Origin of the sequence: Streptomyces zhaozhouensis, from assembly GCF_900230195.1 — a bacterium.
GTDB classification, from domain to species: Bacteria; Actinomycetota; Actinomycetes; order Streptomycetales; family Streptomycetaceae; genus Streptomyces; species Streptomyces zhaozhouensis.
Genome location: NZ_OCNE01000011.1, coordinates 133,696 through 152,914, shown reverse-complemented (window position 1 = coordinate 152,914; position 19,219 = coordinate 133,696). Strand labels below are relative to the sequence as shown.

At 68.8% G+C, this 19,219-nt stretch carries 19 protein-coding genes; 13 read left to right on the top strand and 6 right to left on the bottom strand.

The annotated features are described in order from the left end of the window. Positions 1-14: 14 nt before the first annotated feature. Complete coding sequence (locus CRP51_RS16865; RefSeq protein WP_097232044.1) at positions 15-1,136, bottom strand: substrate-binding domain-containing protein; 1,122 nt, start codon at positions 1,134-1,136, stop codon at positions 15-17. Between the two features lie 189 nt (positions 1,137-1,325). On the opposite strand from CRP51_RS16865, the gene CRP51_RS16860 reads away from it, so the two are divergent. The 5 genes from CRP51_RS16860 (at position 1,326) to CRP51_RS16840 (ending at position 7,289) form a co-directional block, all read left to right on the top strand. Continuing rightward, positions 1,326-2,591 (top strand): ABC transporter substrate-binding protein, encoded by a 1,266-nt coding sequence (locus tag CRP51_RS16860; protein WP_170970585.1) that lies wholly within the window; start codon positions 1,326-1,328, stop codon positions 2,589-2,591. 66 nt (positions 2,592-2,657) lie between these two features. After that, a complete protein-coding gene (locus tag CRP51_RS16855) occupies positions 2,658-3,590 on the top strand; it encodes a carbohydrate ABC transporter permease (RefSeq protein ID WP_097232042.1) in 933 nt (310 codons plus the stop codon). Then, positions 3,587-4,462, top strand: coding sequence for a carbohydrate ABC transporter permease (locus CRP51_RS16850; RefSeq protein WP_097232041.1), 876 nt, complete (start codon positions 3,587-3,589; stop codon positions 4,460-4,462). The genes CRP51_RS16855 and CRP51_RS16850 overlap by 4 nt, the downstream gene beginning before the upstream one ends. Continuing rightward, positions 4,459-6,411 (top strand): DUF2264 domain-containing protein, encoded by a 1,953-nt coding sequence (locus CRP51_RS16845; protein ID WP_170970584.1) that lies wholly within the window; start codon positions 4,459-4,461, stop codon positions 6,409-6,411. The genes CRP51_RS16850 and CRP51_RS16845 overlap by 4 nt, the downstream gene beginning before the upstream one ends. A gap of 80 nt (positions 6,412-6,491) precedes the next feature. Further along, a complete protein-coding gene (locus CRP51_RS16840) occupies positions 6,492-7,289 on the top strand; it encodes a phosphotransferase enzyme family protein (RefSeq protein WP_097232039.1) in 798 nt (265 codons plus the stop codon). 86 nt (positions 7,290-7,375) lie between these two features. Here CRP51_RS16840 and CRP51_RS16835 read toward each other — a convergent pair whose 3' ends face one another. Continuing rightward, a complete protein-coding gene (locus CRP51_RS16835; protein ID WP_097232038.1) occupies positions 7,376-8,536 on the bottom strand; it encodes a pyridoxal phosphate-dependent aminotransferase in 1,161 nt (386 codons plus the stop codon). 311 nt (positions 8,537-8,847) lie between these two features. Between CRP51_RS16835 and CRP51_RS16830 the strand changes: the two genes are divergently transcribed. The 4 genes from CRP51_RS16830 to CRP51_RS16815 all read left to right on the top strand — a co-directional run bounded on the left by CRP51_RS16830 (position 8,848) and on the right by CRP51_RS16815 (position 11,199). Continuing rightward, positions 8,848-9,798, top strand: a complete 951-nt coding sequence (locus CRP51_RS16830; protein WP_170970583.1) for a glycosyl hydrolase — start codon at positions 8,848-8,850, stop codon at positions 9,796-9,798. A gap of 106 nt (positions 9,799-9,904) precedes the next feature. Continuing rightward, positions 9,905-10,342: a MerR family transcriptional regulator gene (locus tag CRP51_RS16825; RefSeq protein WP_097232105.1), complete on the top strand. Its 438-nt coding sequence runs from the start codon at positions 9,905-9,907 to the stop codon at positions 10,340-10,342. A gap of 14 nt (positions 10,343-10,356) precedes the next feature. Next, positions 10,357-10,662: a thioredoxin family protein gene (locus tag CRP51_RS16820; RefSeq protein WP_281259667.1), complete on the top strand. Its 306-nt coding sequence runs from the start codon at positions 10,357-10,359 to the stop codon at positions 10,660-10,662. 51 nt (positions 10,663-10,713) lie between these two features. After that, entirely contained in the window at positions 10,714-11,199 is a 486-nt protein-coding gene (locus CRP51_RS16815) for a hypothetical protein (RefSeq protein WP_097232036.1), read from the top strand. 951 nt (positions 11,200-12,150) lie between these two features. Here the strand turns inward: CRP51_RS16815 and CRP51_RS16805 are convergent. The 4 genes from CRP51_RS16805 to queC are packed head-to-tail and all read right to left on the bottom strand — an operon-like array spanning position 12,151 to position 14,626. Beyond that, positions 12,151-12,918, bottom strand: coding sequence for a GTP cyclohydrolase I FolE2 (locus CRP51_RS16805; protein WP_097232035.1), 768 nt, complete (start codon positions 12,916-12,918; stop codon positions 12,151-12,153). Between the two features lie 3 nt (positions 12,919-12,921). After that, positions 12,922-13,278: a 6-carboxytetrahydropterin synthase QueD gene (gene queD / locus CRP51_RS16800; RefSeq protein ID WP_097232034.1), complete on the bottom strand. Its 357-nt coding sequence runs from the start codon at positions 13,276-13,278 to the stop codon at positions 12,922-12,924. Then, complete coding sequence (gene queE, locus CRP51_RS16795; protein WP_097232033.1) at positions 13,278-13,913, bottom strand: 7-carboxy-7-deazaguanine synthase; 636 nt, start codon at positions 13,911-13,913, stop codon at positions 13,278-13,280. The genes queD and queE overlap by 1 nt, the downstream gene beginning before the upstream one ends. 2 nt (positions 13,914-13,915) lie before the next feature. After that, on the bottom strand, positions 13,916-14,626 hold the full coding sequence (queC, locus tag CRP51_RS16790) for a 7-cyano-7-deazaguanine synthase QueC (protein WP_097232032.1): 711 nt from the start codon (positions 14,624-14,626) through the stop codon (positions 13,916-13,918). Positions 14,627-14,825: 199 nt separating this feature from the next. Between queC and CRP51_RS16785 the strand changes: the two genes are divergently transcribed. The 4 genes from CRP51_RS16785 to dbpB (CRP51_RS16770) are packed head-to-tail and all read left to right on the top strand — an operon-like array spanning position 14,826 to position 19,157. After that, positions 14,826-15,623 carry a hypothetical protein gene (locus tag CRP51_RS16785; RefSeq protein ID WP_245880628.1) on the top strand — a complete coding sequence of 266 codons (798 nt, stop codon included), beginning with the start codon at positions 14,826-14,828 and terminating at the stop codon, positions 15,621-15,623. Continuing rightward, positions 15,620-16,762 (top strand): DGQHR domain-containing protein DpdB, encoded by a 1,143-nt coding sequence (gene dbpB / locus CRP51_RS16780; RefSeq protein ID WP_097232030.1) that lies wholly within the window; start codon positions 15,620-15,622, stop codon positions 16,760-16,762. Before CRP51_RS16785 ends, dbpB (CRP51_RS16780) begins: the two co-directional genes overlap by 4 nt. Beyond that, positions 16,759-18,012 (top strand): tRNA-guanine transglycosylase DpdA, encoded by a 1,254-nt coding sequence (gene dpdA / locus CRP51_RS16775; protein WP_097232029.1) that lies wholly within the window; start codon positions 16,759-16,761, stop codon positions 18,010-18,012. The genes dbpB (CRP51_RS16780) and dpdA overlap by 4 nt, the downstream gene beginning before the upstream one ends. A 47-nt stretch (positions 18,013-18,059) precedes the next feature. Beyond that, positions 18,060-19,157, top strand: coding sequence for a DGQHR domain-containing protein DpdB (dbpB, locus tag CRP51_RS16770; protein ID WP_097232028.1), 1,098 nt, complete (start codon positions 18,060-18,062; stop codon positions 19,155-19,157). The last annotated feature ends 62 nt before the right edge of the window (positions 19,158-19,219 follow it).

Genomic DNA, 19,219 nt, shown 5'->3' with positions numbered 1-19,219 from the left:
GTCGCCCCCGCCCCCTAAACTCCCTTTCCCCCGCAGGAGTCGCGGATGGTCAGGTGCGGGTGCAGCACCACGTGCCGCGTGGCCATCGCGTGGGCCTCGGGGCCCGCGTCCACCCGGTCAAGGAGCAGCTCGGCCGCGACCTCGCCCAGCAGCCGCTTGGCCGGCGCCACCGCCGTCAGCGGCACCTCGGCCAGTGACGCGATCTCGTCGTCGTAAGCGATCAACGCCATCTCGTCCGGCGTGCGCACCCCCCTCGACCGCAGCCGTTGCAGCAGCTCTATCGCGTCGTAGTCGGAGTGCACCAGCGCCGCCCGCGCCCCGCTCGCCAGCAGGCCGTCCACGAAGCGGTCGTACTCCTGCCCCGCCCCCTGCGCGTCCGGCGCCGGCCGGCGCCCGTTGACCACCGGCGCGCTCGCGTCGAGGCCGAGACGTTCCACCGCGTGCCGGTAGCCGTCGAGGATCAGCGGCGCGGTCGGCGTGCGGTTGAGGTAGAGGCCGACCGCGCCGTGGCCCAGGCCGTGCAGTTGACGCAGCGCGTTGAACGCGCCGAGGCGGTGGTCGGAGACCACGAACTCGCAGGGCTCGTACGGGTCCTCGGGCCGCCGTTCCAGCAGCACGAACGGCAGCCCGGTGGCGCGCAGCCGTTCCAGCGTGGCGGGCGGCAGATGGTGGCCGCCGGCCGTCGCGATCAGCAGTCCCGAGGCGCCGGCGGCGCACAACTCCTCGATCTGCTGGTTGTCGCGCGGGGTGTCGTGCTGGCTGAGGCCGATGACGATCCGGGTGTTCCGCCGGTTGGCTACCGTGCGCACCCCGGCGACCACGCTCGGGTAGTAGTAGGTGGCCGAGGGGACCAGCAGCCCGATGGTGCGCCCGGCCGACGGGGGTTCGGGCTCGGGGGTCGGCGCCGTCGGATGGGCGACGAGCGGCGGGGCGTCCGGCGGTGGTTCGCCGCGGCCGCCCACCGGTATCGCGCCGCCGCGCACCTTGGTGAGCTGCCCCAGCTCCGCCAGCTCCGCCAGGTCGCGCCTGATGGTGCCGGCCGACACGCCGAAGCGGGCGGCGAGTTCGGCGACGCGCACGGCACCGCTGGCGCGCAGTTCCCGCAGCAGCAGCTCCTGCCGTTGTTCTACCAGCATCTCGGCGACCCCTCTCGGTTGCTCGTAGAGCTTAATGGTTGTTCGTAGATGCTCATTAACGTTTTTGAACACTTTCCCTTGACTGATGATTCAAGCTGGTTCAGGGTGCAGGCATCCGTCACCTAGGAAGCGGAGCCGTTCGTGTTTCCTCGCCGATGCCATGCGCTGTCGCGGAGCATCCTGACGACAGTGGCAGCAGGTGCCCTGCTGACCTCCTGTGCGCTCTCGGGTGGTTCCTCCGACGACGGGACCACCACGATCACCTACTGGTCCTGGACCTCCGGTTCGCAGGAGATCGTCGACCGGTTCAACGCGACCCACGACGACGTCCAGGTCGACTTCCAGCTCATCCCGGGCGGTGGCGACGGCGGGTACTCCAAGATGTTCAACGCGGTGCGGGCCGGCAAGGCGCCGGACATCATGACGGTGGAGTATCCGCAGCTCAACAGCTTCATCACCCAGGACCTGATCCAGCCCATGACCGACTGGGACGTGGCGGAGCTGGAGGACCAGTACCCGGAGTGGACCTGGCAGCAGATCTCCCCGACGGGCGAGGACGTGTACGCGCTGCCCAGGGACGTGGCGCCCACCGTGCTCTTCTACCGGGCCGACCTGTTCGAGGAGTACGGGCTGACGCCGCCGGAGACCTGGGACGACTTCCGCGAGGCAGCCGTCCGCGTCCAGGAGCGGAACCCCGAGGCGCAGCTCACCTCGCTGGGCCACAACGACGGCGGCCTGCTCGCCTCGCTGGCCTGGCAGTCCGGCGCCGAGTGGTTCGACACCTCGTCCGGCGAGTGGTCGGTCGAGACCCGCGACGACAACACCCAGCGCATGGCGGCCTTCTGGGACGGGCTGATCAACGAGGGGCTGGTCGAGGCCGAGCCGCAGTTCGCCGAGGCGCACATCTCCGACCTCAAGGCGGGCCGGACCCTGACCCTGGTCGGCGCCCCCTGGTCGGCCGGCCATCTCTCCCGCTACCTGCCCGAGTTGGCCGGCACCTTCGACGTCGCGCCCATTCCGCAGTGGGACGACGAGCCCACCGCCGGCAACCTGGGCGGTTCCACGATGGCGCTGCCCGTCGGCTCGCCGAACCCGGACGCGGCCATGGTCTTCGCCCGCTGGGCCTCCACCTCGCCGGACGCCGTCGCCGCCGCGGCCCCCGCCTCCACGGCCTACCCGGCCAACATCAACCTCCAGGACACCTGGGCCGCCGAGGTCAGCTCGGCCAACGAATGGGTGCGGGGCATGAGACTGCCCGAGGTCACCTCGGCCGCCGCCGAGGAGATCAACCCCGCCTGGGAATGGGGCCCCGACATGACCGAGAGCTTCGCCCGGCTGACGGACGCCGCCAGCGCGCGGGTCGGCAGAGAACGCGGGCTCGAACGGGCGCTCACCGACTGGGGCGACACCGTGATCGACCAGCTGCGCCTCCGCGGCTACAACGTCGTCGACTAGCCGTCCCCGCACCCGCCCGCCCCGGTACCGCACCCGCCCCGCACTCCTCGACCCAGGGGACACCCCATGGCCTCACTCACCTCGCCCCGGACGCCCCGGACGCCCCGGGCCACGAGCGGGAGACGGCGCTCCAGCGTGCTGCTCCTGATCGGACCGTTCTTCTTCCTCTTCGCCTTCACCTATCTGGGCCCGATCCTCTACGCGTTCGGCCTGAGCCTCTTCCGTGAACGCTTCGCCGGCATCGGCTGGGACGGACCGGAGAAGGTCTTCGCCGGCCTCGACAACTACAGCAGGGCGCTCACCGACACCGAGTTCCTCACCGGTGTCGGGCGGGTGCTGCTCTACGGCCTGATCTACGTGCCGCTGCTGATCGCGCTCGCCTCCGTCTTCGCGCTGCTGCTGGACAGCGCGGTCACCGCGTTCCGCAGGACCTGGCAGACGGTGCTCTTCCTGCCGCACATCGTGCCCGGCCTGATCGCCTCCATCGTCTGGCTCTACCTCTACACCCCGGGGCTCAGCCCGGTGATCGACGGGCTGGAGGTGCTGGGCTGGGAGGTCGACTTCCTGCACGGCGCCACGGTGCTCTTCTCCCTGGTCAACATCGCGGTCTGGAGCAACCTCGGCTTCAACGTGGTGCTGATCTTCGTCGCGCTCCAGGCGATCCCCCGCTCCACCATCGAGGCAGCCAGGCTCGACGGCGCGGGCGAGGCCAGGATCGGGCTGCGGGTCAAGCTGCCGCAGGTGCTGCCCGCGATGATGGTCGCGACGCTCTTCACCATCATCGGCTCGCTCCAGCTCTTCACCGAGCCGTACATCCTCCAGGCGTCCGGCAACAGCTCGGTGAGCAGCACCTGGACCCCCAACATGCTGTCCTACACCGCCGCGTTCCAGTCCAACGACTACCACTACGCGGCCACGGTCTCCGTGCTCGTGGCCGTCCTGGCCGGCGTGCTGTCCTTCACCGTCACCAAGATCTCCAACAGAAGGGCGCTGCGATGAGCACCGTGGGAACCCAGGTCGGCAGCGGCGACCGCGCCTGGTGGATGCGGCGTTCCTTTGCCACCCTGCTCTGCGCGCTGGCCGCGCTCTACACGCTGATGCCGCTGATCTGGCTGCTCTTCGGCGTCACCAAGTCGCTGCCCGACCTCTACGGCAGCAACGGCTTCGCGCCCTCCGGCGGCTTCCACGTCTGGGAGAACGTCCGCGACCTCTTCGCCCAGGACGGCGGCCTGTACGGACGTTGGCTGCTCAACACCGCCGTCTACGCCTTCGGCGGCGCCGCCGTCGCCACGCTGGTGTCGGTCGCGGCCGGCTACGCCTTCGACAAGTTCGAGTTCCCCGGCCGGGAGAAGTGGTACGGCCTGGTGATCGCCGGCGTGCTGGTCCCGCACACCGCCATCGTCGTGCCGATGTACCTGATGATGTCCGAGATCCGCATGACCGACACCATGTGGTCGGTGCTGATCCCCGTCATGGTCAACCCGTTCGGCGTCTATCTCGCCCGCGCCTACTCCTCGGGCGCGATACCCAACGAGCTGCTGGAGTCGGCCCGCATGGACGGCGCCGGCGAGCTGCGCACCTTCTTCTCCGTCGGGCTGCGGCTGATGGGGCCGGGCGCGCTGACGATCTTCCTCTTCCAGTTCATCGCGATCTGGAACAACTTCTTCCTGCCCATGGTCATGATCACCAACAACGACCTCTTCACCCTCGGGCAGGGGCTCTTCGTCTGGAACACCGCCGTCGACCAGAACCCCGACTACACGCGAATGGTCGTCGTCGGCTCCGCCGTCGCCACCATTCCGCTGATTCTGCTGTTCATCCCGCTTCAGCGGCGCTGGCGGGCCGGACTCACCGAAGGTGGCATCAAGTGACCGACGCGCACCACGACCCGGAGCTCTCCCCCCACACCGGCTGGACCAGGGCCGACTGGCTGGCCACGGCCGACGGACTGCTGGCCGCCGTGCGCCCGCACGCGACCCCGGGCAACTCCCTGATCCATCTGCCGGGGCCGCCCAGCCGCTCCGGCAGGCACAGCGACGGCCTGGAGGGCTACGCCAGGACGTTCCTGCTCGCCGCGTTCCGCACCGGCGGCGCCAACCTCGAAGACCCGCGCGCTCCCAAGCTGTTGGCGCCCTACGCCGAGGGCCTGGCCGCCGGCACCGACCCCGGCCACGCCCACGCCTGGCCCCGCCCGCTGGACATCCCGCAGGCCAGGGTCGAGGCCGCCTCCGTCGCGCTCGGCCTGCACGAGACCCGCACGCTGCTCTGGGACCGGCTGCCGTCCGAGGTCCGGGAACGGACCGTCGACTGGCTGTCGGAGATGGCCGACGTCTGGGTCCCGGAGAACAACTGGGTGTGGTTCCGCGCCACCGTCGCCGCGTTCCTCCGATCCGTCGGGGCGCCGTACCACGCCGACGACATCGCCTACGCCATCGACGAGACCGAGGGCTGGTACGCCGGCCACGGCTGGTACACCGACGGCGCCCAACAGCGCGGCCAGTTCCGGAACTTCGACTACTACAACGCCTGGGCGATGCACCTCTACCCGCTCTGGTACACCCGGATCTCCGGGGCCGACGCCGAGCCGGGACTCGCCGAGCGGTACCGCGCGCGGCTGCGGACCTTCCTCGCCGACGCCGAGCACCTGGTCGCCGCCGACGGCGGGCCGCTCTTCCAGGGGCGCTCCCTCACCTACCGGTTCGCCGCCGCCGCGCCGTTCTGGGCCGGCGCGGTCTTCGACGCCTCGCCCCTGCCGCCCGGCCGGACCCGGCGGATCGCCTCGGGGATGCTCCGCCACTTCCTGGACCGGGGCGCCACCGCCGAGGACGGGGTGCTCTCCCTCGGCTGGCACCACCGATTCGAGCGGGTCCGGCAGTTGTACTCGGGCCCCGCCTCGCCCTACTGGGCCAGCAAGGGCATGGCCGGCCTGCTGCTGCCCGCCGACCATCCGGTGTGGACCGCGACCGAGGAGGAAGCCCCCGTGGAACGCGGGGACTTCACCCGCGCCCTGCCCGTGCCCGGCTGGCTCGCCGCCGGCACCCGCGCCGACGGCGTCGTCCGCGTCGCCAACCACGGCACCGACCACACCCCGCCGCACCAGCCGGGCCGCGACGACCCGTTCTACGCCCGCGTCGCCTACTCCACCCACACCGGGCCCGAGCTGGGCGCCACCCCGCCGCCCGCCGGCGGGCGCGACGTCCACCAGCGGGACGGCGACGCGCGGGAGGGCGTGGCCTACGACGGCCAGGTCACCCCGCTGGACGCGGACGGCGTGCCCGCGCACCGCAGCCCGTTCCAACGGATCGCGCTCACCGACGAGTTCGCCGTCTCCCGGCACCGCCCCCACTGGCCGGACGCGGAACGCGACAGCAGCCTGGAGTGGCCGCGCGGCCCCTGGCTGCTCACCGCCTCCGCGGTGCGCGGCCCCTGGGAGGTGCGGCTGGCGCGTGTCGGCCACCCGGCGGGCGACCACCGGCTGCTGGTCGGCGGCCACGCGCTGGCCGACGACACCCCGCCGGCCGCCTCCGCCGACGGCGTGGTGCGCCGCGCCGACGGGCTGACCAGCGCGGTGCTCCCGCTCCACCCGGGCGGCGGCGACGTCACGGTGCACCGCGCCGAGGGCGCCAACGCGTTCGGCCGGCACAGCGCGACCCCCGCCTACCGGGGGGAAGGCCCGCTGCACGCGGTGGCCGTCTTCCTCGGCCGCACCCAGGCCGACGCCGGGCTGCCGCCCGGCCCCTCGGTCACCTTCCCGGACGCGGAGACCGCCCTGGTCCGCTGGCCGGACGGCGGCGAGACGACGGTGCCGCTGGGGGAGTGAACGCGGTCGCGTCGGAGCCTCCCGGGGCGCGCGGGGAAATCCCGCGCCCCCGGCGGCCGCGCGCGCCATACTCGTCCACCATGACGACGGACGAGACGCCGCTGACCGGCGGCAACGTCAACGCCGGAGTGGTGCGGGTCGGCGACACCGTGCGCCGGCCCGCCGGCCCCTGGACGCCCGCGGTCCACGCCCTGCTGGCACACCTGCACGCGGTGGGTTTCCCCGGAGCGCCCCGCCCGTTGGGCATCGACGCCCAGGGGCGCGAGATCCTCACCTTCGCGCCGGGCCGCGCCGCCTGGCCCGAACGGTTCGCGCTGCTGGCACCGGAGCGGCGGCTGGCCAGGGTCGGCCGCCTGATCCGCGAACTCCACGACGCCGCCGCCTCGTTCACCCCGCCGCCGGACGCGCGATGGCGGCGGGTGCTGCCCCCGTACGGCGACGAGCAGATCGTCCACCACGACCTGGCGCCCTGGAACCTGGTGCTGCCGGAGGACGGCGCGGTCGACGGCGGCGGCTGGGCGTTCATCGACTGGGACGGCGCCGGTCCGGGCACCCGGCTGGGCGACCTCGCCTACGCCGCGCACGGCTTCCTCCCGCTCACCCCCGACCCGGCGTTCGGCCATCCCGACCGGGTCGCGGCCGGCCGGCTCCGCGTCCTGGCCGACGCCTACGGGCTGGACGAGCCGGAACGCCGGGCCCTGGTACCGCTGTTGACGGCGCGCACCCGTGCCATGCACGACTTCCTGCGGGACCGTTCGGCCGTCGGCGAGGAGCCGTGGGCCACGCTCTGGCGCGAGGGCCACGGCGAGATCTGGCGGCGGGACGCGGGGTACACCGAGGAGCGCGAGGCCCTGTGGCGGGCGGCGCTCCTCGACTGACGGCCTCGGTCGAACCGGAACACCGCACCGGCCTACCGCACCGGCCGGCCGGCCGCGCCCGGCGCGCGGGACCGGCCGGTCCGCCCTCACAGCAGGGCGGCGCGGACCCGTTCTGCCAGGCCCGTCAGACGGTGCACCGGCTCGTTGGAGTAGACGAGCCGGACGTAGCGCCCGCCGCTCGGACCCCAGCCGTCCATCGGGGTGGCGACCACCTTGCCCCTGGCCAGCAGGCGTTCGGAGAACTCGCTCGCGGTGAACCCCAGTTGGCCGGCGTCCACCAGCAGCGACCAGCCGCCCCCCGGGCGGACCAGCGGATAGCCGGCCAGCTCGGCGACGACCGTCTCGGCCCGCTGCCGCCACTCGTCCGTCGCCGCCGCCACGTCGGCGTCCGCGTCGGGAGCGGCCAGCGCCTCCGCCACCGCCCGTTGGCCCAGTCCCACCTGGCAGACCACGTTGGTCAGCCCCACCAGCCGGATGTCCGCGACGATCTGCGCCGGGCCCACGACCCAGCCGACCCGCCAGCCGATCATCCGCAGCTCCTTGGAGGCGGAGCCGACGGTGATGGTGCGCTCGGCCAACCCCGGCTCGCCGGCCGGGTGCTGGGGCGGCAGGCCGTCGAAGCGGATGCGTTCCATCGCCGCGTCGTAGATCAACCAGGCGCCGTGCCGTCGGCAGGGCTCCGCCAGCGCGGCCCAGTGGCCGGCGCCCAGCAGCTCCCCGCCCGGCATCGCCGGGCTCATCAGCAACACGGCGGCCGTGCGCGGTCCGACGGCGGCGGCCAGCTCCTCGGGCTCCACCCGCCAGCCCTCGGGGGTCGGCCGCGACGGCACGAAGCGCGGCACGCCGCCCGCCAGCCGCACCCGGTTGACCAGCCCCGCGTAGACCGGGTCGGTCAGCACCACCTCGTCGCCCGGTTCCACGGTGGCGAGCAGCGCGTTGAGCACGCCGTTGAGTCCGCCGGCCACCGAGACGCACTCCGTCTCCGGATCGTAGGAACGGCCGGCGATCCTCCCCACGTGGGCGGCCGCCGCCCGCCGCAGCTCGCCGCTGCCCTGGAACGGCAGATAGCTGTTGGCGGAGTCCAGGTCGATCGCCTGGTGGGTCGCCACCAGCGCGGCGTGCGGCGGCCGCAGATCGGTGTCCAGGTTCTCCAGCCGCAACAGCTCGGGGTCCGCCAGGGCGTCCGCCCGGTCCCCGAGCGCGTCCACCCCGATCCCCGGGATGTCGCGCAGCCTGCTGACGGGCATCAATGGCCCCCTCCATCGACGGTGCGTGGCGCGAACCATCACATCATGAGGTGATCCACAACACCCAGCGCCGGGGTGGGCCCGACCCGGTTTTCCACCGACCGGGAGAGGCCGTCCGCCCGAAGCGAGACGACCGACCAGCCGGTCACGGCCCGCGACCCACCCGTGCCCACCCCGCACCCCACCCCGCACCCGCCTGTCTCCGCCCGGTTCCGGCCGGTCACGGCCACGCGCCGGCCCGTTCGGCACCCGCGGGCACGACGGCCGGCCGGCCCTCGTCACCCCGGCTCGGCGCCGGTACCGTGCCGACCATGTCGCCCCAACCGCCGCCCGCCACCGCGCCGTTCCCACCCGTCACCCCCGACGCCACCCCGGCCGCCCGCCGCCTGCTCGACCGCCTCTACCGCGTCTCCGGCGAGACCCTCCTCTCCGGCCAGCACAACCAGCCCCGCCACGGCTCCGCCTGGACCGAGCGCCTCACCGGCATCACCGACCGCACCCCCGCCGTGTGGGGCGGCGAGATCGGCTTCTCCGCCCCCGGCACCCTCGACGCCGTCGACCGCCGCGAGGCCAACGCCGACGAGGCCATCGCCTGGCACCGGCGCGGCGCGATCATCACCTACACCTGGCACGCCGTCTGCCCGACGGACGAGGAACCCGTCGAGTTCCTGGGCGGGATCATCCGCGACCTCGCCCCGGCCGACTTCGACTCCGTGCTGGAACCCGGCACCGCGCACCACACCCGCTGGTGCGCCCAGGTCGACGCGGCGGCGGCCGTGCTGCGCCGCCTCGCCGACGCCGACGTGCCCGTGCTGTGGCGGCCGTACCACGAGATGAACGGCCCCTGGTTCTGGTGGGGAGCCCAACCCACCCGACTCGTCGCCCTCTGGCGCCAGCTCTTCGACCGCCTGGTCCACCACCACGGGCTGCGCAACCTCCTGTGGGTCTGGAGCCCCAACGCCGCCTACGGCGACGCCGAACCGTTCGCCCCCTACCACCCGGGCCACGACGTGGTGGACGTGCTGGCCATGGACACCTACAAGGGCCACTACGAACCCGAGCACCACGCCAACCTGCTGGCCCTCGCCGAGGGACGCCCCCTCGGCCTCGGCGAGGTCGGCGACCTGCCGCCGGGCGAGGTGCTGGCGGAGCAGCCGGAGTGGACCTGGTTCCTGGCCTGGCCCGACGTCGTCACCGAACGCAACACCGAGGCGGCCATCCGCGCCCTCTACCACCACCCCCGCGTCTCCCACCTCGCCTGACGCCGGCCGTTCCGCGCGGGGGCTGGCGTTGACACCGACGTCAGGGCCTACCGTCGTGGACGACCGGTCGCCGCCGGTCGCCCACGACGGCCGGGAGAGGAGCCCCGTGCGCATCGGAGAACTGGCCGCGTTGGCCGGCACCAGCCCCCGCGCGCTGCGCCACTACGAGTCGCTCGGCCTGCTGCCCGCGCGCCGCGACCACCGGGGACACCGCGACTACGACGAGAACGACCTGCGGCTGCTGCGGCAGATCCGGGTGCTCCAGGACTTCGGCTTCGGCCTGGAGGAGACCCGCCCGTTCGTCGAATGCCTGCGCGCCGGGCACCCCAGCGGCGACGTCTGCCCCGCCTCGCTGGCCACCTACCGCGCCAAACTCGCCGAACTCAACGCCTTCATCGACGAGTTGACCCAGGTCAGGGACGAGGTCAGAACCCGCCTCCAACACGCGGAGGCCGTGACCGCCCCGGCTCCCGCCTGTGTCTTCAACCCCCTTCCTGAGCCTCCGCACCGAAAGGCCCCGCCGTGTCCCACCCCACCGCCGTGACCCCCGTTACCCCTGTGACTGACGCCGCCTTCGCCGCAGAGGTCCTGGCCTCCGAAGTCCCGGTACTCGTCGACTTCACCGCCGCCTGGTGCCCGCCCTGCCGGATGCTCGCCCCCGTCCTGGCCGCCTTCGCCGCCGAACACCCCGACACCCTGCGCGTCGTCACCCTCGACATCGACCACAACCCCCGCACCCCCGCCACCTACGGCGTCCTCGCCGCCCCCACCCTCCTGCTCTTCCACGGCGGCCAGCCGATCCGATCCCTGGTCGGCGCCCGCTCCAAGGCCCGCCTGACCGAGGAACTGTCCGACTTGCTGTGAGAACGCCGGGCCCCCCGCGCGTGAGCGGCGACCGCCGGCGACGATGGCGCGGTGGACACCGCATGGACGCTGCGCGCCCTACCGGGCTCCCTGGCACGCGAGGACGGAACGTTCGCCCGTGTCGTCGACGGCCCGGAACGTCCCGTCCCGGCCGTCTCCCGCCAACTCGCCGCCGAGGCCGAACGCGCCCGGGCGCACCACGCGTCGCGGGGCGCGAGCGGCCCCGACACCCCGGGGGAGGTCGCGGCCGTGCTGCGACCGATCGACGCCGCGCGAGCCGTGGACCTGCTCACCGCACTCGCGGCGAACAACCTCCTCCACCCCGCCCGCGACCGCCGCGACCGCGCCCACGCCCGCGCGGCGGCCGAGCACGCGGGCGGACTGCTGGGCCAGGGCTCCGCCTGGCACACCCACCTCGCCACCGACTGGCCCCGTGTCCGGGGCCGGAACCCGGTCACCCGCCACACCGTCGACGGCCTGGCGGCCGGCACCGGTTCACACTTCACGGTCGCGCTGCTGCAAGTCGCCGTGGACTGACCGCGTGACGGAAAGCGAGGTGGCGGGACCCTGACCGGGTTCCGCCACCGAACAGCGGCCAACCCCCGGGCGCCGCCCAGCCCCCAGCGAGCACCCCGCGGCCCCCACCCACGCCAAAGCCCCCGCCGGCTCGACGCCGGCGGGGGCTTTGGCTGTCCGTTCTACCTGGTCTAGTGAACGGCCCTTGTCTGTGGACCGTTCGCGGATGGGTCTGACCTGCGCTGACGGAGGCGTCGCGCAGCCCCTTCCCACCGCCCGGAAGATCATTCCCCAACTACTTGTACAGGGCACCCGCAGGCACCTACGTGCTTGCCGGCACGGTCCCGCCCATGATCCGCAGCGCTCTCGGGTGCCCCGGGAAGCGAGCGCTACCACCACCTTGCCCCCGGCCGCATCGAGGGCCTCGTGCTCCCAGAGCCCCAGGTCACCCACGCCAACCGGACGAGGTGGGCATCGGTGTCCGCATCCCGCCGGACGTTGCCCTCCAGCTTCTCCCGCCACCCCTCCCCGTTGTGCACCGGCGCGTGCAAGTGCTGCGGGCAGGCGTGCCAGAAGCAGCCCTGCACGAACACCGCGGTCCGCCACTTCACGAACGGGACGTCCGCGCGCCGCCTGCGCATGCCGGGACCGGTAAGTCAACCCGGTACCGGAAGCCCAGCGCGTGCAGCGCCCGTCTCAGGGCCAACTCGAGCGCGATGTCCCGGCTGCGTTGTGCCAGCATCAGCCGGCGGACCTTGGCGTCCCTGGCCGCAGGCACGCCCGAACGGCGTACTCCGTCCCTCATACGGGCGTCAACTGATTCGTTGCGGAACCCGTTACCGGCCAAAGGAATCCGATTCAGCCCGACGCCCCCGGCCTCCACAAGGAATCGGCTCGTCTCCTACGCCCACGTTACATACAACCCGTCACGTGCGCGGGCACGCCACGAATGCTCGATCGGGCGCGCAGGTCTCACCCAGCGGTGTATGCCACAGCGTCGTGGCTATGGATGCTCTCTAGGTTGTGGACCCTCACCGAGTGACGAAGACCCCGCCCGCGGCAGACGTGGCTGACTTCGCGGGCAATGTCTTCGACGAACACAGGGTGGTCGAAGGCCTGCATCGTCAGCACACGTTCATCTGGACGCTTTACCAGGGGCACGACGGGAGCGGACGCACACCGTTCCAAGAGTCGTACGGCCTGCTGCACCCCAAACGGATAGGGAGTGTCCCCGTGCCCTGTCACGGACAGCGTGACGCGGCTGCGCTGGTTGTGGGCGCCGTAGTCAGAGATCGCTTTCGAGCACGGGCACAGACTGGTGACCTCTGTGGTAACCGACGTGACAACCGTCGTGTCTCCGTTGTCCCAGCGGCCGTCGAACCGGACATCGTGGACCTGGTACGACTCGGCGCCAGTCGCTGGCGCGACTACGGTCGTGCTCAGCGGGACGGCTACTGACACCGCGAGCGCCGGTGCATCCAGTAGGTCCGCACCGACTTTCAGCACGTGCGGCAGCCTCCGCGGATCGAACCGGCGAAGGTGCTCGTGGACGAGAGCCACCATGCGGCTCATGTGGGTGCCCCGGCGGTCATGCTGGAGCCGCACGGTCACGTCGATCTCGGCGATGCCCTCCTGGCGGAGGTGGCCGTCCTCGAAGTACAGCGGGTAGCGCAGGCCGCTGATGCCGACATCGTCGATCTCGATGCCGCGGGTGTCAGTCTCGTTCTGGATGTCGTGCATCGCTCACTCACCCCGATAGGTGCAGCCAGACGTGCACGTCTCGCGAACGGTGATCGCGGAGAGGTCGGGCAGGGTCGGCTTCAGCCGCTCCCAGATCCAGCGGGCGAGGACCTCGCTAGTCGGGTTCTCCAGGCCCTCAATGTCGTTGAGGTAGTAGTGGTCGAGCTGCGCTTCGAGGGGCTTAAAGCCCTTCTTGAGGTCGCCGAAGTCCATGACCCAGCCCGACTCGGGGTCGACGGGAGCCTCGACATGGACGATGACCTTGTAGGAGTGGCCGTGCAGGCGCGCACACTTGTGGCCCTCGGGCACGTTGGGCAAGCGATGTGCAGCTTCGAAGGTGAACTCGCGGAAGATTTCCATTAATGAATTCCCAGATACTTGTGCGTCTGGAGAGAGAGGATCCAGCGCGGGTTCTTCATGCAGTAGTCGACAGTCGCCCTGGTGTTGGCTTCAACGTCCGGGCCGTCCATGGGCTGGAGCCGGAAGTACCGGAAATCCAGATGCTCGAACTGACCGGGCTCGCCGCCCAGTTGCGGGTAGACCAGCTTCAGTTCGTCTCCGCTAGTCACGACCAGTTCGGAGCCGATCTTGGGGCTGACGCAGAGCCAGTCGATGCCGTTCGGCGGTACGCGGGTGCCGTTCGTCTCTACGGCAACCTCGAAGCCGCGGGCGTGCAGCGCGTCGATCGCCGCTTCGTCGAGTTGTAGAAGCGGCTCGCCGCCGGTGCACACCACGAAGCGGTGCTCCCTGGATGACGACGGCCACGCCTGCTCGATGGCTTGAGCGAGGTCGTCCGGGGTCCGGAACCGGCCGCCGCCTTCCCCGTCGGTTCCGACGAAATCTGTGTCGCAGAACTGGCAGATCGCACGGTGACGATCCTTCTCAAGGCCCGTCCACAGATTGCACCGGGAGAAGCGGCAGAAGACGGCTGGACGGCCTGCGTGACTCCCTTCGCCTTGCAGGGTGTAGAAGATCTCCTTGACCAGGTAGGTCATTCTCACGCGCCCTGGTACTGCACGGGGTCGGTGACGCCGGCCTCGGCGAAGCCCTTGAGGCGGAGCAGGCAGGTCTCGCAATGTCCGCATGCCCGCCCCTGCTCGTCCGGGTCGTAGCAAGAGGAGGTAAGGGAGTAGTCCACGCCGAGGCGCAGGCCCTCACGGACAATGTCGGCCTTCGACATGGCGATGAGCGGCGAGTGGAGCTTGAGACGCTGCGTGCCCTCAACCCCGGCGCGGGTGGCCAAGTTGGCCATGCGCTCGTAGGCCTCCATGTACTCAGGGCGGCAGTCCGGGTAGCCGCTGTAGTCGACCGCGGTCACCCCGGTGAAGATGTCGCTCGCCCCAACCGTCTCCGCATAGGCGAGGGCGAAGGAGAGGAAGATCGTGTTGCGTGCCGGGACGTACGTAATGGGAACGCTATTGCCGGTGTCCTTGTCTCTGGTGTCGTCCAGAGACTCATGCTTCGGAACGTCGATGTCCGACGTGAGCGCGGATCCGCCGAAAACTCGCAGGTCGATGTCCGCGATGACGTGCCGAGCGACCCCCTGCGCCTCAGCCACACGCTTCGAAGCCTCAAGCTCCACGCTGTGCCGCTGCCCGTAGCGGAAGCTTAGCGCGTACGGCGTGTAACCCTGGTCCTTGGCGATCGCCAAAACGGTCGTTGAGTCTAGTCCGCCACTCAGTAGAACGATCGCGGGACGCTCCGCCATGCCTGCTCCTAGTTAGCTCCGTGTGTACTGCGGCAGCCTACGCGAAAAGTGACAGGTAGAGTAACGACAACAGACTGGTAGTTATGAGCGTCGGGAGCCGAGTCGCGTGAGGCAACTTTCACTTGTGGTCACATGTACGGACCGTAAGGCTGTAGCGCCGGAAGCCTCACTGCACGCAAGGTCACTGCCGGTTGGGACCGTGGAGGAACGCTCGACCATCTGGAAGGGGCGCGTCGCGGACGCCTCCGCTACCCATCCACTCGACAGGCTCTACTGCGGCGACCACTGGACACAGTCGCGTCGCCTCGTCGCTACGGCCGCCAAGGCTGGTTTCGACGCACGGCTATGGGTCGCGTCCGCCGGCCTCGGCCTTCGGCCAGCATCCGAGCCGGCCCCGGCGTACGCGGCGACATTCAGCACGCCACACGCTGACTCGGTAGCCACCTCTGCGGATGAAAGCGCCCAGTGGTGGAAGTACGTACAAGAGGGACAAAGTCGCGCAACATTGCAGGAACTCGGGAAAAGCGGTCCCATCTTGATGATTCTATCCGAGGTCTACACGAAGGCAATGGAAGCCGAACTCCGAGCTCTGGGTGCCGTTGCGAGCGAGGCGCTGCTGGTAGGCGGCGTCAGAGAGATCCCCGGCATCCGAAGAGTCGCCTCCGATGCAGGGCTGCGACTCGCGCTCGGCGGAACCCTCACGAGCCTCAATGTCCGCATGGCCGCTTCCTGGCTCCGGCACTGCGAGGACAGTCGGCTGACCTCTGAGACCACCAGTTCCGCCTGGCACGAGTGGGCGTCGGCTGTACCGAGGCCGGAACGACTCAATCGTCAGCCCATGACCGATGCAGAGGTCATCGCCTTCATTAGGCAGGAGACAGAGGCTCAACCGGGCATCTCACGGACGCGGCTGTTGCGGATCTTGCGCGACAGCGGCCGCGCATGTGAACAGAGCAGGTTTGGCACCCTGTTCAAGCGAACCATGGGGGATCAGTGACCGAGAACCTCATCACACGCAGGGCTCTGCGGATCAATCAGCACCCCGACATCCCCTTGTACCTTTTTGCCCTGGAAGCCGGAGAAGTCGACCTCGTAGCCGACGTTGCGCGGATCTCACGCGATGAGGCCGGAAAGCTCCTCGGCTACCAGCGTCCGGAGAAGAAACAGCACGTAAAGCAGATCTTGGAGTATCTGGACGGGGATGAGGTGCTGTTTCCGAACGGACTCATCCTCGCACTCCCATCCTCAGTACGTTTCAGAGGAAGCCGCGGACCGAACCCTAGCGACGGCCTTGCAACCATTGGGATGCTTGAGATCCCAATGCCAGAGTCACGGGAGGCTCCCCGTCCGGCTCTCATCGTTGATGGCCAGCAGCGGAGCCTGGCCCTTGCTCGTACTCGGAATGTCAAGTTGCCTATCACGGTGGCTGGCTTCGTTTCCGAAGATCTGCATGTCCAGCGCGAGCAGTTTTTGCGGGTCAATACAGTGTCGCCGCTCCCAAGCGACCTGGTTTCCGAACTCCTACCAGAAGTAAACACTCACCTGCCTACCAAGCTCTCGGCTCGTAAACTTCCGGCGATCTTGGTGAATGCGCTAAGCCAGGATGGCGACTCACCCTTTAAGAGCCTGATCAAACAAGCGTCGACGACAGCTAGCCGGAAATCTGAGACGGTCGTTAAGGACAACAGTCTACTTCAGGCGATCACCGCGTCATTGTCGCCTTCTGGGGTACTCTTCCCTTACAAAGACTTGTCCAGCGGAACCATTGATACGAGCACCATTCGCAAGATCCTTGTCGTCTACTGGACGGCCGTGCGAGCCACCTTTCCTGACGCCTGGGGAATTTCCCCCAATAAGAGCCGACTAATGCACGGCGTCGGCATTCGGTCAATGGGACGGCTTATGGACCGCGTCATGGAAAGAGTGATGTTTGAAGTAGACATCAACTCGGATGAGGCGTACAGCAAGGTCATGGCCGAATTGGCTCTGGTCGAACCCTACTGCCGCTGGACCAAGGGGCGCTGGCCCGAGATTAACTACAACTGGAACGAATTGGAGAACATCACAAAGCACATCAACATCCTGTCAAATTACCTGATTCGCGTTTACCAGAAGGCAAGGATGGGTGCAGCGTGAGGTTCTACTTTCCGGACAGTCAGGACCAGGTCAGTCCGAGTTATGACTTCCTCAATGACGAGTATTCTCCTTTTCGCGTCCGACAACGGGACGATTTCTACGCCCATCAGGCTGTGAAGCCGGCACCTTACGACGGCATCCTGGTCAGCAAGGCCATCGTCGACGGGTCCGTCAAGGGGGCGGGTAAGTACAGCGCACCGCAGCGTGAACGTCTCTACCGGCTTGGCGTGCGAAATTTCTTCAGGCTCCCCAAGACGATGAGCAGTCTGGGAGACTGCGGAGCCTTCAACTATATCAACGAAGAGCGCCCACCCTATACGGTTGATCAGGTACTCGACTTCTATGTCGGCTGCAAGTTCAACTCCGGAATCAGCATCGACCACGTAATCTTCGGATATGAGCCCGAACTCACCGAAGAGGACGCAAACCCTGCGTGGGTAAAGCGACGCGAGATCTCGCTGGAGTTGGCTGAAGAATTCATCGCTGCTGTCCGATCACGCAATTCCAAGATCCTGGAAGAAGACGACAAGCTCGAACCGGTCGGCGCAGCACAGGGCTGGAGCCCGGACAGCTACGCCGACAGCGTTGCCCGACTTCAGGAAATGGGCTACAAGCGGATTGCTCTAGGCGGCATGGTTCCACTAAAGACTCCCGAGATCGTGGCGTGCCTAAAGAGCATTGCACAAGTTCGCGCAGAAGGAGTTGACTTCCACCTCCTCGGAATCACTCGCGTAGACAGCATGGAAGAATTCGCGAAATTCCACGTAGAAAGCTTCGATAGCACCTCTGCTTTCCGTCAGGCCTTTATGGATGAGCGCAACAACTATCACACCGCAGATAAGGCCTACACGGCGATTCGCGTTCCGCAGGTGGACGGAAATCCAGCCCTCAAGCGATTGATCCTGGCCGGCGTCGTATCCCAATCCGAAGCGATCAAGGCCGAGCGAGAGTGCCTTCAACTGCTGCGTGATTACGACAAGGATTTGGTGGATTCCTCAGAGGTCTTGGATGCCTTGCGCCGCTACCAGGTGCTCCTCGGCGATGCCAAGAAGCTGAAGCAGTTGGACAACCAACTGAAGCGATATGGCGCCACGCTGGCTGACAGGCCATGGAAGCACTGCACATGCGACCTCTGCCGGGAACACAAGATCGAGATGGTCATATTCCGTGGGTCCGAGCGTAACAAGCGCCGCGGATTCCATAACATGACAGTACTCGAAGCAAAGATGCGCAAGCTGCCGTTCACATAATCACCCAGAACGTGTATAACGCCCAAAGTAACCCAACAGGAGATGATGTGGCCGACCGCTACGAGCTAAAGCTACCCGCCCTCAAGATCCTCCAAGGCACCAAGGAGATCTACTGCTTCGCCGTCGACGGCAAGAAACTGCACGACTTCGCCGCCGTGTCGCGCATCCGCCGTGATGACCAAAAGCGGTTGCAGGGGTACCAGCGGCCCGAGGTCCTCAGCCACATCCGCTCAATCCGCCGCTACCTCGAGTCCGAGGGAGCGATGCTCCCTAACGCCGTGGTCCTCGCGTTCGACGAGCGGGTGAGGTTCGAACCAGCGGTCCGTGGCGGCGATGTGAAGTACTCCATCCCGGGCGAACTGATCATCCCGGTCGACGAGTCACTGGCCGACGACGAGAAGCCGGCCTGGCTCGTGGACGGACAGCAGCGCAGCGCCGCCATCAGGGACGCTGACCTCGCTGAGTTTCCTGTCGCCGCCGTGGGCTTCATCGCATCCGGGCAGGAAGAGCAGCGGTCGCAGTTCATTCTGGTCAACTCCACCAAGCCGCTCCCCAAGGGACTCGTGTACGAGCTCCTGCCCGAGACCACCGGCCAACTGCCGCGCTCTCTCGCGCGCAGGGCACTCGCCGCGAGGCTCATGGTCCACCTGAATATGGGGGACGGTCCCTTCAGCGGAAGGATCAGCAGTCCCACATCCCCCACCGGAGACATCAAGGACAACAGCGTTCTGAAGATGCTGGAGCACAGCATCTATGAGGGCGCCTTGTACCAGTACCGCAACGCCACCGACGGCACCGGGGACGAGGAGCGGATGCTGGCCCACCTGCTGGCCTTCTGGACCCCAGTGGCAAGCATGTTCCGCGAGGCGTGGGGGAAGCCCCCGAAGGAGTCCAGGCTGACCCATGGGGTGGGCATCCAGGCGATGGGCTTCGTCATGGACCGGCTCACTGCGGATGTCCCGGTCGACAAGGTCGACTGGGATGATGTCCGTGCCATTCTGCGTGGGCTGGAAGAGCACGTGGCCTGGACCTCGGGGAAATGGAAATTCGGAGATGACCATCAGCCCAACTGGAACAGCCTGCAGAATACGTCCAAGGACGTACGGCTGCTCAGCAGCTATCTGCAAGCCCGAGTGAGCGCCTAGCCCATAGCTCGCCTGTCGCTGCCCGAGGCCTTGCTGCGGCGGCCGCCCGGTCCCGGGCGGCC